Below are 15,142 nucleotides of genomic sequence, written 5' to 3' on the forward strand. Positions count from 1 at the left end.
GGCAACGGTCGACAGCGCCTGCCCTCAAAAATAGCGCGCGGAGCAGTTGTTGCCCCGTTTGACGACAGTTGAAACGAGAAGGCGGCTCTTGCCCTCTGGGCAGGGGCTGATTTTTTATCAACCCCTGTAGCGGGAAGCCGGTTTCTATGTTAAAATATTCTGCATCATCAACCAAAGGGGGAGAGGGAACATGGCACAGCCGCTTGATCTCGGCCGCCGCATTTCACTCATCGATTTGTATGATTTGCGCATGCCGCAGCGCACCGGTACATACGTGCTTCACGAAGAGAACTTGGCGATCGTGGAAACAGGGCCAAGCCCGTCGGTGCCGCATTTGCTTGCTGGGTTGAAAGCGCTTCATATTGATCCGTCTGATATTCGCTATATCATCGTCACCCATATTCATTTGGATCATGCGGGCGGCGTGGGGTTGCTTCTTCAGCATTGCCCGAATGCGATGGTTGTCGTCCATCCGAAAGGGAAGCGGCATTTGGCTGATCCATCGCGCCTCATCGCTGGAGCGAAGGCGGTGTACGGCGCGCAGTTTGAGTCGCTCTTTGATCCGATTCTTCCGGTGCCAGAAGAGCGATTGATCGTGAAAGAGGACGGGGAAACGTTGAAGTTGAGTGCGGAGCGGACGCTTGTGTTTTATGATACGCCGGGGCATGCGAACCATCACGTTTCGATTTATGATTCGTACAGCCGCGGCGTGTTCACCGGCGATACGATCGGCGTTTTTTATCCGCAGCTGCAAGAAGCGGGGCTTACGTTTTGCCTGCCTTCAACATCTCCGAACCAATTTGATCCCGAGGCAATGGAGCAGTCGGCGGCAAGACTTGAGGAGCTGAGACCGGAACGCATTTATTTTGGCCATTTTGGCATGCTGGATGACCCGCAGGAGGCGTTCCGCCAGCTTCGCGTTTGGCTGCCGAAGTTCGTGGCGGCGGGAAAAGAAGCGGTCGACCGTCATCCGGAAGCGCCGGCTGCCGAGCAGGCGAAAATGGCAGCGCATCGGTTGCGCGGCGAAGTGATGGCGTTTCTTGATGATCATGGCGCTCCATCTTCATCGTCGGCGCATGCGGCGATCGAGCTTGATTTGCAAGTGTGCGCGATGGGGTTGATCGATTATTGGCAGAAACAACGGTGATCATTCGATTGGCCTGGCCGATTCGGCTGGGTTTCTTTTTTTGACGGGAAAGCGAAAATTGGAAAAACGGGAAAAACTGTTTTTGTGTGTGTTCGGTTTTTAGGCGGATCATTTCGTGAAATCGCGGTGTATATGTTAGAGTGGAAATAAGCGATCATGATTCCTGTTGGAAAGAGCGTCAATGAGCAAGGGGGAACGGAAGAGTGAAACAGAGGCGGTCCGTCACGCATCACATCGGCGTCGGGCTCATCATCGCATCGTTCGTCGTTTGGGTGGCGGTGCCGATCGCGCCGTTTCTGCCGTTTTCAGCCGCTGTCAAGGCAACGATTGTCGCCACGGTCATTGCGGCGGCGGAAGTCATGTTTTGGCTTGGGGTGCTGCTGGCTGGAAAAGAAGCAGCGAGGAAGCTGAAAGCGTATTGGAATCCGAAGCATTGGCGCATAAATCGGCAACGGTTGGATCAAACCAATGATGTTAAGCAAAAAGAGGAACGGTTGGAAGAAAGCCAATAAAGAGATGAGGTGGTGGCATGAGACGGAGAGCTGTTTCGTTTCTCATCGTTGTTGCCGCTCTGTCCGGAGCGCTTTGGCTTGGCGGCCTGGCATTGGCGGTGCAAGATCAGTTTTTTGCAACCGCCAAGCCGCCGACGAAAGAACAACGGCCGTCAACGGCTGAAACAAGGCAACATGATGAGAAAATGGATATTGTTGCTCTTGGCGACTCGTTGACGAGAGGAACGGGCGATGAAAGCGGAAAAGGGTATGTCGGCTATATGGTCGATGAGCTTCGCCGGCAAACGGACAAACCGATCCGTGTGACGAACTTGGCCATCCGCGGCCTTCGCTCTGACGGACTGCTTCGCCAGCTTGGCCAGCCTGAGATTCAGCGGCAAGTCGCCATGGCGGATCTTATTGTGATGACCATCGGCGGCAACGACTTGTTTCAAGGCGGGGAAGCGTTGAAACTGGATCGAAAGCAGCTGAATGAGGCGAAACGGCGATATGTAGCCAACCTAGACCGCATTTTCGCCGCGCTGCGCCGCTTCAACAGCGAAGCGGTCATTTTTGCGATCGGTTTGTACAACCCGTTTGGCGATTTAGACGATGCTAAATGGACGTCGGCGGTTGTGCGCGATTGGAATTTTGCATCAGCGGAAGTGGCGGCCCGCTATCCGAACATCGTCGCGGTGCCGACGTTTGATTTGTTTGCCCTCCATGTCAACGACTATTTGTACAGCGACCATTTTCATCCAAACGCGGCAGGCTACAAGCGGATTGGAGAGCGCGTCGCCTCGCTCATCACGTTGACGGAGGAGGGTGAGCAATGACCAAACAGGTGACGTTAGCGGTCAAAGAGCTGCGGAAAACGATTCGCGGCAAGGAAATTATTAAAGGCATTTCGTTTGAGTTGCATGAGGGGGAAGTATTCGGTTTTTTAGGGCCGAACGGCGCGGGAAAAACGACGACGATCCGCATGCTCGTCGGGCTCATTCGGCCGACGTCGGGGACGGTGGCGATTTGCGGGTATGATCTTCACCGCCAGTTTACCGACGCGATCCGCCAGATCGGTTGCATCGTCGAAAACCCAGAAATGTATCCGTATTTAACAGGCTGGGAAAACCTTGAACATTTCGCCCGCATGATGCCGGGAATTGGTGCAGATCGGATCATGGAAGTGGCGAAGCTCGTCGGCCTTGAACAGCGCATCCATGACCGAGTGGGCACGTATTCGCTCGGCATGCGGCAGCGGCTCGGCATCGCTCAGGCGCTGCTTGGAAAGCCGAAGGTGCTCATTTTGGACGAGCCGACCAACGGCCTTGACCCGGCCGGCATTCGCGAAATGCGCGCCTTCATCCGCTTTTTGGCGGAAACGGAAGGGTTGAGCGTCCTTGTTTCATCGCATTTGTTAAGTGAAATTCAATTAATGTGCGACCGCGTCGCCATTATGGCGAAAGGACGGCTCTTGGCCGTGGACACGGTTGAGCGGCTGTTAAACCAACAGGCGCGCGTCGTCTGGAAAGCCGCTCCAACGGATCGGGCGCGGGCGCTGTTAGCGGCGGAAACCGAGGTGTTGCGCGCCGATGAAGAGACGATCGTCACGCCATATGAGCCGTCGAGACTAGCCGCTTGGAACGCCAAGCTTGTCCAAGCCGGCGTCTCGGTTTCGGAAATTGAACCGCGGCTGCCGACGCTCGAGGACTTGTTTATCGAGCTGACAGGGGGCGAAACGATTGAGTAAGCTCGTGTATAATGAAATGTTGAAAATCGTCCGCAAAAAGCGGCTATGGGTGATCGCCGCCATCATTGCGGTGCTCGTCGCCTTGTTTACATACGCCCAATACCGCGAGACGGAAGAGCTGAGAAAACGGCTTGGCACGACCGACTGGCGGACGCAGCTGCAGCAGCAAATCGTCGATTTGCAAAACCGCTTGCAGTCGCCGAGCATGTCGGAGGAATGGCGGAAATACTTGCAAATCCGCCTCAAGCAGCAGCAGTACTACTTAGAGCACAACATTAATCCGTCCGCCCCTGGAGCGCCGACGTTTATGCGGACGTTTATCGAAAACGCCATCGACTTGTTTTTGCCGCTTTTAGTGATGGTGGTGGCGGCCGATTTAGTGTCGTCCGAGGCAAGCGCTGGAACGATCAAGCTGCTTCTCGTTCGGCCGGTGAAGCGGTGGAAAATTTTGTTGAGCAAATATATCGCGTTGCTCCTGTCGGTGTCGCTCATTATGCTGATGGCGGCGGTGCTGTCGTATGCCATCTCCGGACTCGTGTTTGGATATGGCGGCTTCCGTCTGCCGCTGTTGACCGGATTTGTCCAGCAAGGAGAGGATCTCAATACAGCGAATGTCCACATGATTCCGCAATGGAAATACATTTTGATCGAGCTCGGGCTGGCAGCGTTTGTGAGCGTTGTCGTCGGTACACTGACGTTTATGTTTTCCGTGCTGCTTAGGAGCACGGCGGCGGTGATGGGCATCATGCTGGCAGCATTGATTTCTGGCGCGATTTTGTCGAACATGGTGTCGTCGTGGCATTCGGCAAAATATTTGTTTATGGTCAATTTGCGGCTGACGGATTACATCAAAGGAGCGGCTCCGCCGATTGAGGGGATGACGCTTGGCTTTTCAATGGCCGTGCTGGCTGTCTGGGGGCTTGCAGGGCTTCTTGTCGCTTTTTTTGTCTTTATGCGGCGAGATGTCTATTGAAAACGGCAGAGCGGCGAAAACCCGAGGGGGTGTTCCCTCGGGTTTTTCAGTGAAAGGGGATGAAATGCCTATCTATTCGGCTGCTTGTCGTGAACGCCGGCGAGTCCAAGCGCGTGATGGCCCCGCAGCAACTGTATAGATGCAATTTAAAGCTTTAACATTTTTCGTCTTTGCCGGTCATTGCATCCGACTGTCGAGTGACCGAACAACGCCGCTTCCAGACCCATGAATGGGTCTGTGAAGCGAGTCGTTGTTCGGTCTTCCGTCACGCTAAGGCGTGACGGAGGCAAGCCACACGCTTGCCTTCGACAGTCGAAAATGGGCAAACCACTTTTCTGTCAAGGATATGTTAAACTTCTTTGTTGCATCTATATGCTCCACGGCCGGCCATTGCTGTTCATCGCAACGGATGAGAAGCACGATCCCATTCGGTATGGAAGAGATCGGCGCATCTTCGCGGTCGGCGAGCAAATACAGCTTGTTCATGTCGACTGAGCCGAGGTAGCTGTCCCAAATGCTGTACATGTAGATGGCCACATAAAACATGAGCCATCGTTCGTCAAGAACGGCTTTTGCCTTTTCAAAATCGCCAAGCAGCGAGTATAATATACCTGTATTGATATGGGCTTTTGTGTTGATAAACAGCTCCCAGAGGATTAACATAAAGGCCGTGGCGTAGCGTTGCTGCATCAAATTGCCGAAACCCGGAAACGAAAAGGAAAAAAAGGCGACGACAAGCGGATGACGCAAATGGAAATGGGTGGTTGTCAATTGCGACAAATGCGCCCGTTTGCGCCGCGCCGGCGGAATGAGTTTCACAAAGCGCCCCCTTTCCTTTACAGATTCGCGAACGAGAAAGCCCACGCTCTTTAGGCGTGGGATGAAAGTGAGTCGTTTTCTTCATATGGAAATGGCATCCTGTCATTGTTGCAAGGAGGTGAATCCATGCCGACCATCACACTAAAGCTGGAGCTGCACAACCCAACGAAAGTCAAACAGGACATGTACGAACGGATGACAGAAGTGAATACCTCGTTTGCCAATTGGCTGTTGAATCATCCCAAGCTGAATCAAGCGACGAGCAAATTATTTAAAGAGTTTTCGTCGCAGCGGTTTCCTTCCGCCGTCGTGAATCAGACGATTCGAGAAGTGAAGTCTCAAAAGAAAAGCCAAAAGGCAAAGAAGTTTCGAACATTCTGGTGCTGCTTTAACAATCAAAACGTGAAGGTGGAAAAGAAAGGAGCGTTCTACACGGTTTCCTTCCCCACACTGGAGAAGCGAATTGGCGTGCCAGTGGTTGCGCGCCCCTACCAAGAAGCGTGGCTGAAGCGGCTGCTCGATGGAACCGTCAAACAAGGGGCCGCCAAACTCTACAAAAAGCGAACGAAATGGTATTTGGCGATCGCGATCACCTTTGAAGTCAAGCCGCGGCACGAAACAAAGGTGATGGGGGTTGACCTTGGGCTTCGCTATCTCGCCGTGGCCAGCGTGGGAACGAAATCGTTGTTTTTCAAAGGGAACCAATGCGCTTTTGTGCGCCGACGCTATGCGGCTTTGCGGCGAACGTTGGGCAAAGAGAAGAAGCTTCATATGATTCGCAAAATCGGCCGTAAAGAATCCCGCTGGATGAAGGACCAAAATCACAAAATCAGCCGTCAAATCGTGAATGTTGCGCTCGCCAACGGTGTTGGCGTGATTCGGATGGAAGCGTTGACGGGGATTCGGAAACGGGCCAAATTGGCCAAAGAAGCGGGGCGAAGCCTTCATTCATGGGCGTTTCATCAACTGCAAACGATGATCGCCTATAAAGCGGAAATGGCGGGCATTCGGGTGGAGTGGGTGGATCCAACCTACACGAGCCAAACGTGTAAATGTGGTTATCGAGAGAAAGCGAACCGAAACGGCATCCACTTCCGATGCCAAAGGTGTGGATACACCCTCCACGCCGACTTGAATGGCGCCATCAACATCGCCAAAGCGATTTCGGGCTTTGTCGCCTAACCTAGCGCACTGGTCACAGGTGCGCCGCCCATGGGGGTACATCCTAACCCGATGGGACGGGGTGATGACACACCCCTGAACTTGGGCGTTGTCTGAACCAGAAATGGATGAGGACGCAAACGACCCAAGAATCCCACGCCCTTTAGGCGTGTGGAGTGTCAAACGGTTGCTGTGTTTTTAGTATAGGAAAAAAGGAGCGGCAGCTACGCAGGTCGTTTCAGAAAAAAGATAAATTTTCATCCGTTATGGCGAAAAAAGATAAAAAAACTATTGACTTTCCTTTGAGGTTCATATAGAATATAAATTGTCGCAAGGTAAACCAGCTTATGTCGGGAAGTAGCTCAGCTTGGTAGAGCACACGGTTCGGGTCCGTGAGGTCGCAGGTTCAAATCCTGTCTTCCCGATCATTAATTTGGGGCCTTAGCTCAGCTGGGAGAGCGCCTGCCCCGCACGCAGGAGGTCATCGGTTCGAATCCGATAGGCTCCATTTTCATACGGAGGAATACCCAAGTCTGGCTGAAGGGGGCGGTTTCGAAAACCGCTAGGGGTGTCACAGCCCGCGGGGGTTCGAATCCCTCTTCCTCCATTTCTAATATCCGATCCTGTCAAATTGTAAATCATGAAACCCTTGATACGACTGCGTTGGCAGTCGTTTTTCATTTTTTGGGAATCCTTTTGACTTTTCTTCAAATCCTTTAACATGTTCAGCGTCTTATCATCAATCGTAATCGTTCGTTTCGAATCGAAAACACCGTCTCGATGGCATCTTTTTTTGAATTTATGTATATACTATGTATATACGAAATGAAAGGAGAGAGGTATAATGGAATTAAACAAACAGAAAGGAGTGTCAATCATGACAATAACCGTTCAAAAATGGGGAAACAGCCTTGCGGTTCGTATCCCAAGCGTGATTGCTGAACGTTTAGCGCTTCATCAAGGATCAGAAGTGGAGATGATCGTTGAGAACCAAGCGATCAAGTTGATCCCGAAAAAGAAGAAGCCGACATTGGAGGAACTTTTGGCTAAAATCACGCCGGAAAATCGCCATGCTGAAATTGATTTTGGAACAGAAGGGAATGAATTGTTCTGATGCAAGCGCCGGATCGTGGGGATCTTGTTTACGTCAATTTCAATCCACAAGCAGGGCATGAGCAGGCAGGAAAAAGGCCCGGCATCGTTCTATCACCAAAGCGGTTCAATCAATTGACAGGGTTTGCGGTGCTTTGCCCGATCACTCGGCAACAAAAAGGATATCCATTTGAAGTGGAATTGCCATCAGGCTTGGCCGTTGAAGGCGTGATTTTAACCGATCAGGTCAAAAGTTTAGATTGGCGCGCCCGACAGCTTCAAATAGTAGGACGGGCGCCCAATGAAGTTGTTTCGGATTGCTTGGATCTGATTCATACTTTTCTTTCGTGAAAGGCCATTTATGTTGGCCTTTTGTTCACTTTTAGCATACTTTTTGCGTACATTTTTGCCCTTCACGCTCCTTGAGGCGGGAGACTTCCTTCGGATATTTTGTGAAAAAGGCAGAATTGAGCAACGAAAAGAAGGCGGATCGTCCCGCTTTTTTGCATGGATTGACACACTGGAGATTATTTTGCACAAATTTTGCACGTGATGAACGAGCATGTCCATTCATCCTTGAAATATCAATCGTTTTATGGTGGGATTGGAATCCCTCTTCCAACGTCCACCTGCCGAGTGCCGGCAGGTTTTTTGTTTTTTGCGAGCGGTATGGCCGCCATTTTTCAGGCGGATGGCTTGCCTGTTTTTCGTTGAATCCGGTACGATGAAGGGGGGAGCGGTTTGCCGATTGAGCTGCACTCCTTCCGGCAACGGCCGGGATTGCGCAACATAAGGGAGGAGAGGTTATGGCGATTCAACGCCGCATTCGTCGCGTGAAAACCGTGCAAATGACGACCAACAGCCCGATTCATCAGAGCGGTTCGGTGCTTGAGCCCGGGAACTGGCAAGAGTATGATCCGTTTTTGTTGCTGATGGAAGACATTTTTGAGCGAGGAACGTTTGACGTCCATCCGCACCGCGGCATTGAGACGGTCACGTATGTGATCAGCGGCGAGCTTGAACATTTCGACAGCAAAGCCGGCCACAGCACGCTCGGGCCTGGAGATGTGCAATGGATGACGGCCGGCCGCGGCGTCGTCCATAAGGAAGACCCGGCGTCCGGTTCAACCGTGCACAGCCTTCAGCTATGGGTCAACTTGCCGAGCGCGTACAAAATGACCGAGCCGCGCTACCAAAACTTGCGCTCCAAAGACATGCCCGTGCGCAAGGAAGAGGGAGCGACGATCCGGGTCTTTTCCGGGTCATCGAAAGGCGTCAAAGCGCCGACGAAAAACATCGTTCCCGTCACGATGGTGGAAATGATTGTCGAACCGGGAACAACGGTCGTGCAAGATTTGCCGGGGCATTACAATGGGTTTTTGTACATTCTTGAGGGGAGTGGCGTGTTCGGTGCCGACAACATCGAAGGAAAAGCCGGGCAAGCGCTGTTTTTCAGCCGCCACAACCGCAGCGAGGAAACGGAGCTAAACGTGACCGCCCGCGAAAAACTCCGCCTTCTTCTTTATGCCGGCGAGCCGGTGAACGAACCGGTCGTCGCCTACGGGCCGTTCGTCATGAACACGCCGGAACAAATCCGCGAGGCGATTCGCGATTACCAGGAAGGGCGGTTTGGGCGATAATGGAAGGGAAAGAGCCGATTCGTTGTATGGCTCTTTCTTTTTTGTTATCATGTTCACAAAAAGAAGCCGTTGGGCTGTTCAAGGAGGACATAGTCATGAACCAAGTCATCGAAACGATTCTCCAGCACCGTTCGATCCGCCGGTTTGAAGACAGGCCGCTCACGGATGAACAAATCCGCACGATCGTCGAATGCGCCCAGGCGGCATCGACTTCAAGCTATGTTCAAGCGTACTCGATCATCGGGGTGAAAGATCCGGAGAAAAAACGGAAGCTCGCCGAGCTGGCGGGAAATCAATCCTATGTCGAGCATAACGGCCATTTCTTTGTCTTTTGCGCTGATTTTCACCGCCATGAGCTCATTGGCGAGCTAGAAGGAAAAGACGTGCTTCCATCGCTTGAGAGTACGGAAAAGTTTATGGTTGCGCTGATTGACACGGCGCTTGCGGCGCAAAACGCCGCCATTGCCGCGGAGTCGATGGGGCTTGGCATCTGCTACATTGGCGGGCTGCGCAACAACCTGCCGGAAGTATGCCAACTGCTTAACATACCGAAACGGGTCATTCCGCTGTTCGGGCTTGCCGTCGGCTATCCTGCGCAAACGCCGGATCCAAAGCCGCGGCTGCCGTTTGAACACGTTTATCATGAGGACGAATACAACCAAGACCGCGCCCGATTCCTCGAACAATTGCAACGCTACAACGAAACGGTTTCGGCGTATTATGAGCAGCGGACAAACGGCCGCCGCCGCGACACATGGACCGGGCAGATGGCCGATACGCTCAGCCGCCAAGTCCGGATGTACATGAAGGAGTTTGTGGAAGGGAAAGGGTTCAATTTACGGTAGCCTCTCTTCGTTCGGAAGAGGGGTTTTTCTTGCAGGCGATTCCATTTGTGAGAAAACTATGCCAGCCCGTTGGACATTGGTTTTGGTGATTGATTTTGTCTGGAGTTTCAGCTATACGTTATGGCCTCGAAAAGAACCGAAGGCGAGACTGGCAAAACCAAGAGGTTCGTAGGAAAGGAGAGAACGAGGATGGACCAAATCCGGCAACTGGCGCAATGGATCAAAGAGGCGAATACGATCGCCGTCCTGACCGGGGCGGGGATGAGCACGGAATCCGGCATTCCTGATTTTCGCAGCGAAAACGGCCTTTACGCCCAAGAGGACAATGTCGAATATTATTTGTCAGAGTATTATTACAAAAAAGATCCGGTTGATTTTTGGCGTCGATTCAAGCGGATGTTTTCATTAAAAATGATGGGCGGCTTTGCCCCGAATGACGGGCATCGGTTTCTCCGCTGGCTTGAGGAGATGGGCAAGACGGTGACGATTTTGACGCAAAATATTGACGGGCTGCATACGAAAGCAGGAAGCACGAATGTCATTGAGCTGCACGGCACGCTGCAGACGGCGACATGCCCGTCATGCGGCAACAAGTATGATCTGTCGTTTATCAACCGTCACGAGGTGCCGCGCTGTGAAAAGTGCCAGACGATTGTCAAACCGGATGTCGTTTTGTTTGGCGGGCTCGTGCCGCGCATGGAAGAAGCGTTTGCTGCGGCGGCCGCCAGCGACTTGCTTCTGGCGATGGGAACAAGTTTGGAAGTGGCGCCCGTGAATCAAATCCCGTTTTATGTCGCCGCCGAATCGCCGGCAACAAGGAAAGTATTGATCAACAAAACAGCGACAAGAATGGACGGGATGTTTGACCTTGTCATTTATGGCGGAATCGGGAAAACGGTCGCTAGCGTGCGCAAGCAAATACAGGCGGAATAGATCGATAGATTCCATGCCAACGGGAGAACGCATATGGCGTTTTCCCGTTGGACGAAAATCAAAAAAGGTATTGTACTTTTCAGAACATTCGAATATAATAAAGATAACATACCAACCGGTTGGTATTTTGATGAGTGGAGTCGAGCATAAAGGCGTAACGGAAAAGGGAGGGGACCATCATGTATTTGCGCTTAACGGACGAGCAGCGCATGGTGCAAAAAGCGATCCGCAAGTTTGTCGAAAAAGAATTGATGCCGCTCGAAAATGAAGTATTGCGCAATGAGCGCGAAGGGAAGCCTGGGCTCCCGCCCGAAAAATTAAAAGAGCTGCAGCTCAAAGCGAAGGAAGCGGGGTTTTGGGGGATCAACACGCCGGAGGAATACGGCGGCGCGAATTTGGGCCATGTCATGCAGGCGATTGTGTTGATGGAAGTGTCGAAAACGCTTGTTCCGTTCCAGTTTGGCGGATCGGCGGACAACATTTTGTATTACGCGAATGAAGAGCAAAAGAAAAAATATTTGATCCCGACGATCAACGGCGAGAAAAAATCGTGCTTTGCCATGACCGAGCCGGGAGCAGGATCAGATACGCGCAACATTAAAATGACGGCGGTGAAAGACGGCGACGAGTGGGTGTTAAACGGGGAGAAGACATTCATTACCGGCGGCAACGACGCTGATTTTGTCATGGTGATCGCCATCACCGACAAAGAGCGTCACCAAGCCTCGAACGGGCGTGAAGGGGTGACGTGTTTTATCGTCGACCGCGAGATGGGCTGGCGTTCGGAACCGATACATACGATGGGACCTTCCACTCCAGCCAGCTTAATTTTCGAAAACGTGCGCGTGCCGGAAGAAAACATTTTAGGCGAGCTGCATCACGGCTATAAGCTTGGGCTTGAGTGGATCGGCTACGCCCGCTGGGTCGTAGGCGCTCGTGCGGTCGGAGCGGCCGAGCGGCTTTTGCAAATGGCCATTGACTATGCGAAGGAGCGTGTCACATTCGGCAAACCGATCGCCGAGCGGCAGGCGATCCAATGGATGATTGCCGATTCGGCGGTAGAAATCGAAGCGGCGAAATGGCTTGTGTTAAACGCGGCCTTTACGCTTGACCAAGGGGAGGACAACCGCCATTTAGCCTCGATGGCGAAGCTGTTTGGCGCGAACATGGGCAACCGCGTCGTCGACCGCGTCATGCAAATCCACGGCGGCATGGGCTACACGAAAGAAATGCCGATCGAGCGCTGGTATCGTGAAGCGAGATTGTGGCGCATTTACGACGGCACGGATGAAATTCAGCGCCTCATTATCGCCCGCAATTTGATCAAAGGGCACGTCAAGCTTGGACAGTTCATCTAAAAAAATGAAAGCGTTATCGAAAGGGAGGAGAACACGATGAGCCAACGGTTTGCAGGAAGAGTGGCGTTTGTGACCGGAGGAAGCCGCGGCATTGGCAAGGCGATTGTCACCCGCTTCGCGGAAGAAGGAGCGAAAGTGGCGTTCATTGATTTAAACGCAGAAGCCCTTGAAGCGACGGCTGCGGAGCTGCGGGAAAAAGGGTATGACGTTTACGCCAAGGTGGCGAGCGTCACCGACCGCGAACAAGTAGAAGCGACGATCAAAGAAGTGGTCGATCGGTTCGGTTCGCTCGATATTCTCGTCAACAACGCCGGCGTCATCCGCGACAATTTGCTGTTTAAAATGACCGATGACGACTGGCAAACGGTGATGGACGTCCATTTAAAAGGCGCGTTTTACTGCGCCCGCGCCGCGCAAAAATATATGGTCGAAAAAGGGTACGGGCGCATCATCAACATTTCGTCGACATCCGCGCTCGGCAACCGCGGCCAGGCGAACTATTCGGCGGCGAAAGCCGGCATCCAAGGATTTACGAAAACGCTGGCGATTGAGCTTGGCAAATTCGGCATCACGACGAATGCCGTCGCCCCTGGGTTTATTGAAACCGATATGACGAAAGCGACGGCCGAGCGGCTTGGCATTTCGTTTGAGCAGCTCATCCAAGCGAGCGTCGCCAACATCCCGGTCGGGCGCAGCGGCCGTCCGGAAGACATCGCTCATGCGGTCGCCTTTTTCGCCGATGAGCGGTCGTCGTTTGTCAACGGCCAAGTGCTGTATGTCGCCGGCGGTCCGAAATGCTGAAAACGAGGAGGACGGGGCATGTACCAACATGACATCGGGAAACGGTCAGCGAAAGTGAAAAATGTCGTTGAGCGCGGAGCGGTGAAAAAGTTTGCGGAGGCGATCGGCGATCCAAACCCGATTTATTGGGACGAAGAGACGGGGAAACGGTCGCGCTACGGGCGCAACATTGCGCCGCCGACGTTTCCGCGCGTGTTTGACTACGGCGTCATTGAAGGGCTGAAGCTGCCAGCCAAAGGGCTCATCCATGGCGAACAGCACTTCCATTATGAGCGCCCGCTGTTTGTCGGCGAAGAGCTGTACTGCTATGCGGAAGTGAAAGATTACTTCGAAAAGCAAAGCAGCATGGGCCTGCTCGGTTTTTTAGTAATCGCCAACAACGGCGAGGACGCTGACGGAAATCTCATTTTCACTTCCACCTCGACGATCATTATCAACGAGGCGGTTAGAAAGGCGATGAGCGTATGACGAGCATCCGCAAATGGCAAGTCGGAGAGTCGCTTCCTGAAGTAACGCTCGCACCGGTGTCCCGGCTCGATTTAATCAAATACGCCGGCGCATCAGGCGACTACAACCCGATTCATACGATCGACGACGAGGCGAAAAAGGCAGGGCTTCCAGGCATTATCGCCCACGGCATGTGGACGATGGGGAACTTGGCCAAGCTGTTTACGCCGTATTACGAAGAAGGGTTCGTACAGGACTATTTTGTCCGCTTTCAATCGATGGTGTTTTTAAATGATATCATCACCTTAAAGGCAACGGTGAAGGAAAAAGGCGACAAGACGATTCGGTTTGACGTCGCGGCCGTCAATCAGCATGGCAAAGAAGTCGTCAAAGGTGAAGCGGTCTTTGCGCTTTACGAGTGAAAAAGACGGGCGGCCCCAAAGCTGAAGCCGTAAGCGGGGCGAGGGGCCAGCCCGTTTGCGGGGATGTGTTCACAACGAACAAGGGGGAATGACGATGAAACGGGATGCCGTCATTGTGTCGGCCGTACGAACAGCCATCGCCCGCCAAGGAGGCGCTTTGGCGACGATGCCGGCGCATATTTACGGCGCGGAAGTGATCAAAGAAGCGATGCGGCGGGCGAATATCGGCCCGGAGCATGTCGATGATGTCATTATGGGCAACGTCCTAAGCGGCGGCGGCAACATCGCCCGACTGACGGCGCTGCAAACCGGCTTATCTCTAGAGTTGACAGGTTTGACCGTTGACCGCCAATGCGGTTCGGGCATTAACGCCGTCAATTTAGCGGCGCAAGCCATTTGGGCCGGCGACGGAGACGTGTATATCGCCGGCGGCGTGGAAAGCATGAGCCGCGCGCCGTATTTGATGGACCGCCCGGAAAAACCGTACAGCTCAACACCGCCAAGCTTCCGCAAATCGCAGCTATCGCCGAAAGAAATCGGCGATCCGCCGATGGGGATTACGGCGGAAAACTTGGCGAAAAAGTATGGCATCAGCCGTGAAGAACAAGACGCATTCGCCTTGCGCAGCCAGCAGCGCATGGCGCGCGCCATGCAGGAAGGGCGGTTTGACGAACAAATCGTGCCGATCACCGTCCCGGTGAAAAAAGGCGAGCCGTTCGTCTTCGATACGGATGAACATCCGCGCCCGAATACGACGATGGAAGCGCTGTCGAAGCTGCCGCCGGCGTTTTTGGAAGGGGGAACGGTGACGGCCGGAAACAGCTCAGGGCTGAACGATGCCGCTTCTGCGCTCGTCATCATGTCGCGGGAAAAAGCAGAGGAGCTTGGCGTAAAGCCGCTTGCCGTCATCCGCGCCCATGCGGTTGCCGGGGTCGACCCGAACATCATGGGCATCGGCCCGGTGCCGGCGACAAGAAAAGTGCTCGAAAAAGTCGGGCTTACGCTCGATGATATGGACATCATCGAAATCAATGAAGCTTTCGCCGCCCAGGTGATCGCCTGCGACCGCGAGCTCGAGATGGACCCGGAAAAAGTGAATGTCAACGGCGGCGCCATTGCCCACGGCCATCCGCTTGGCGCGACGGGAGCGATTTTGATCACAAAAGCGGTGTATGAACTGAAGCGCCGTGGAGGGAAATACGCGCTCATTACCGCGTGCATCGGCGGCGGCCAAGGCATTGCGACGATTATTGAACGAGAATGAGG

17 protein-coding genes and 3 tRNA genes are annotated in these 15,142 nt (G+C 53.3%); 19 read left to right on the forward strand and 1 reads right to left on the reverse strand.

The window, feature by feature from the left end; genetic code table 11:
• The first annotated feature begins 190 nt into the window (after positions 1-190).
• The 5 genes from QWV57_RS08170 (at position 191) to QWV57_RS08190 (ending at position 4,358) form a co-directional block, all read left to right on the forward strand.
• Positions 191-1,147, forward strand: a complete 957-nt coding sequence (locus QWV57_RS08170; protein ID WP_301101796.1) for an MBL fold metallo-hydrolase — start codon at positions 191-193, stop codon at positions 1,145-1,147.
• 203 nt (positions 1,148-1,350) lie between these two features.
• Entirely contained in the window at positions 1,351-1,659 is a 309-nt protein-coding gene (locus QWV57_RS08175; protein WP_060787777.1) for a transporter suffix domain-containing protein, read from the forward strand.
• Positions 1,660-1,676: 17 nt separating this feature from the next.
• Positions 1,677-2,474, forward strand: a complete 798-nt coding sequence (locus QWV57_RS08180; protein ID WP_060787776.1) for an SGNH/GDSL hydrolase family protein — start codon at positions 1,677-1,679, stop codon at positions 2,472-2,474.
• Positions 2,471-3,385, forward strand: coding sequence for an ABC transporter ATP-binding protein (locus QWV57_RS08185; RefSeq protein WP_011231138.1), 915 nt, complete (start codon positions 2,471-2,473; stop codon positions 3,383-3,385). The genes QWV57_RS08180 and QWV57_RS08185 overlap by 4 nt, the downstream gene beginning before the upstream one ends.
• Positions 3,378-4,358, forward strand: coding sequence for an ABC transporter permease (locus tag QWV57_RS08190; RefSeq protein ID WP_011231139.1), 981 nt, complete (start codon positions 3,378-3,380; stop codon positions 4,356-4,358). Before QWV57_RS08185 ends, QWV57_RS08190 begins: the two co-directional genes overlap by 8 nt.
• Before the next feature lie 270 nt (positions 4,359-4,628).
• On the opposite strand, the gene QWV57_RS08195 is transcribed toward QWV57_RS08190, so the two are convergent.
• Complete coding sequence (locus QWV57_RS08195) at positions 4,629-5,177, reverse strand: hypothetical protein (RefSeq protein ID WP_240673904.1); 549 nt, start codon at positions 5,175-5,177, stop codon at positions 4,629-4,631.
• 126 nt (positions 5,178-5,303) lie between these two features.
• On the opposite strand from QWV57_RS08195, the gene QWV57_RS08200 reads away from it, so the two are divergent.
• From QWV57_RS08200 to QWV57_RS08265, 14 genes are all read left to right on the forward strand, one after another.
• Positions 5,304-6,359, forward strand: coding sequence for an RNA-guided endonuclease TnpB family protein (locus QWV57_RS08200; protein ID WP_011231141.1), 1,056 nt, complete (start codon positions 5,304-5,306; stop codon positions 6,357-6,359).
• Between the two features lie 330 nt (positions 6,360-6,689).
• Positions 6,690-6,763, forward strand: a tRNA-Pro gene (locus QWV57_RS08205).
• Between the two features lie 10 nt (positions 6,764-6,773).
• A tRNA-Ala gene (locus QWV57_RS08210) sits at positions 6,774-6,846 on the forward strand.
• Between the two features lie 9 nt (positions 6,847-6,855).
• Positions 6,856-6,945, forward strand: a tRNA-Ser gene (locus QWV57_RS08215).
• 237 nt (positions 6,946-7,182) lie between these two features.
• Positions 7,183-7,452, forward strand: coding sequence for an AbrB/MazE/SpoVT family DNA-binding domain-containing protein (locus tag QWV57_RS08220; RefSeq protein ID WP_011231142.1), 270 nt, complete (start codon positions 7,183-7,185; stop codon positions 7,450-7,452).
• Positions 7,452-7,781, forward strand: coding sequence for a type II toxin-antitoxin system PemK/MazF family toxin (locus tag QWV57_RS08225; RefSeq protein WP_011231143.1), 330 nt, complete (start codon positions 7,452-7,454; stop codon positions 7,779-7,781). The genes QWV57_RS08220 and QWV57_RS08225 overlap by 1 nt, the downstream gene beginning before the upstream one ends.
• Before the next feature lie 455 nt (positions 7,782-8,236).
• The gene (locus QWV57_RS08230) at positions 8,237-9,070 is read left to right on the forward strand and encodes a pirin family protein (RefSeq protein ID WP_129447552.1); all 834 of its coding nucleotides are present in this window, start codon (positions 8,237-8,239) and stop codon (positions 9,068-9,070) included.
• Positions 9,071-9,165: 95 nt separating this feature from the next.
• Positions 9,166-9,915 (forward strand): oxygen-insensitive NADPH nitroreductase, encoded by a 750-nt coding sequence (gene nfsA, locus QWV57_RS08235; RefSeq protein ID WP_021321363.1) that lies wholly within the window; start codon positions 9,166-9,168, stop codon positions 9,913-9,915.
• Between the two features lie 189 nt (positions 9,916-10,104).
• Positions 10,105-10,848 (forward strand): NAD-dependent protein deacylase, encoded by a 744-nt coding sequence (locus tag QWV57_RS08240; RefSeq protein WP_011231148.1) that lies wholly within the window; start codon positions 10,105-10,107, stop codon positions 10,846-10,848.
• Between the two features lie 179 nt (positions 10,849-11,027).
• A complete protein-coding gene (locus QWV57_RS08245; RefSeq protein ID WP_013523725.1) occupies positions 11,028-12,206 on the forward strand; it encodes an acyl-CoA dehydrogenase family protein in 1,179 nt (392 codons plus the stop codon).
• 36 nt (positions 12,207-12,242) lie between these two features.
• A complete protein-coding gene (locus tag QWV57_RS08250; protein WP_129447553.1) occupies positions 12,243-13,007 on the forward strand; it encodes a beta-ketoacyl-ACP reductase in 765 nt (254 codons plus the stop codon).
• A gap of 18 nt (positions 13,008-13,025) precedes the next feature.
• On the forward strand, positions 13,026-13,475 hold the full coding sequence (locus QWV57_RS08255) for a MaoC family dehydratase N-terminal domain-containing protein (protein WP_129447554.1): 450 nt from the start codon (positions 13,026-13,028) through the stop codon (positions 13,473-13,475).
• Complete coding sequence (locus QWV57_RS08260) at positions 13,472-13,876, forward strand: MaoC family dehydratase (RefSeq protein ID WP_015374784.1); 405 nt, start codon at positions 13,472-13,474, stop codon at positions 13,874-13,876. The genes QWV57_RS08255 and QWV57_RS08260 overlap by 4 nt, the downstream gene beginning before the upstream one ends.
• Positions 13,877-13,970: 94 nt before the next feature.
• Positions 13,971-15,140: a thiolase family protein gene (locus tag QWV57_RS08265; protein ID WP_015374785.1), complete on the forward strand. Its 1,170-nt coding sequence runs from the start codon at positions 13,971-13,973 to the stop codon at positions 15,138-15,140.
• Positions 15,141-15,142 lie beyond the last annotated feature (2 nt).

The sequence above is a fragment of the Geobacillus zalihae genome, from assembly GCF_030414215.1.
Lineage (GTDB): Bacteria > Bacillota > Bacilli > Bacillales > Anoxybacillaceae > Geobacillus > Geobacillus zalihae.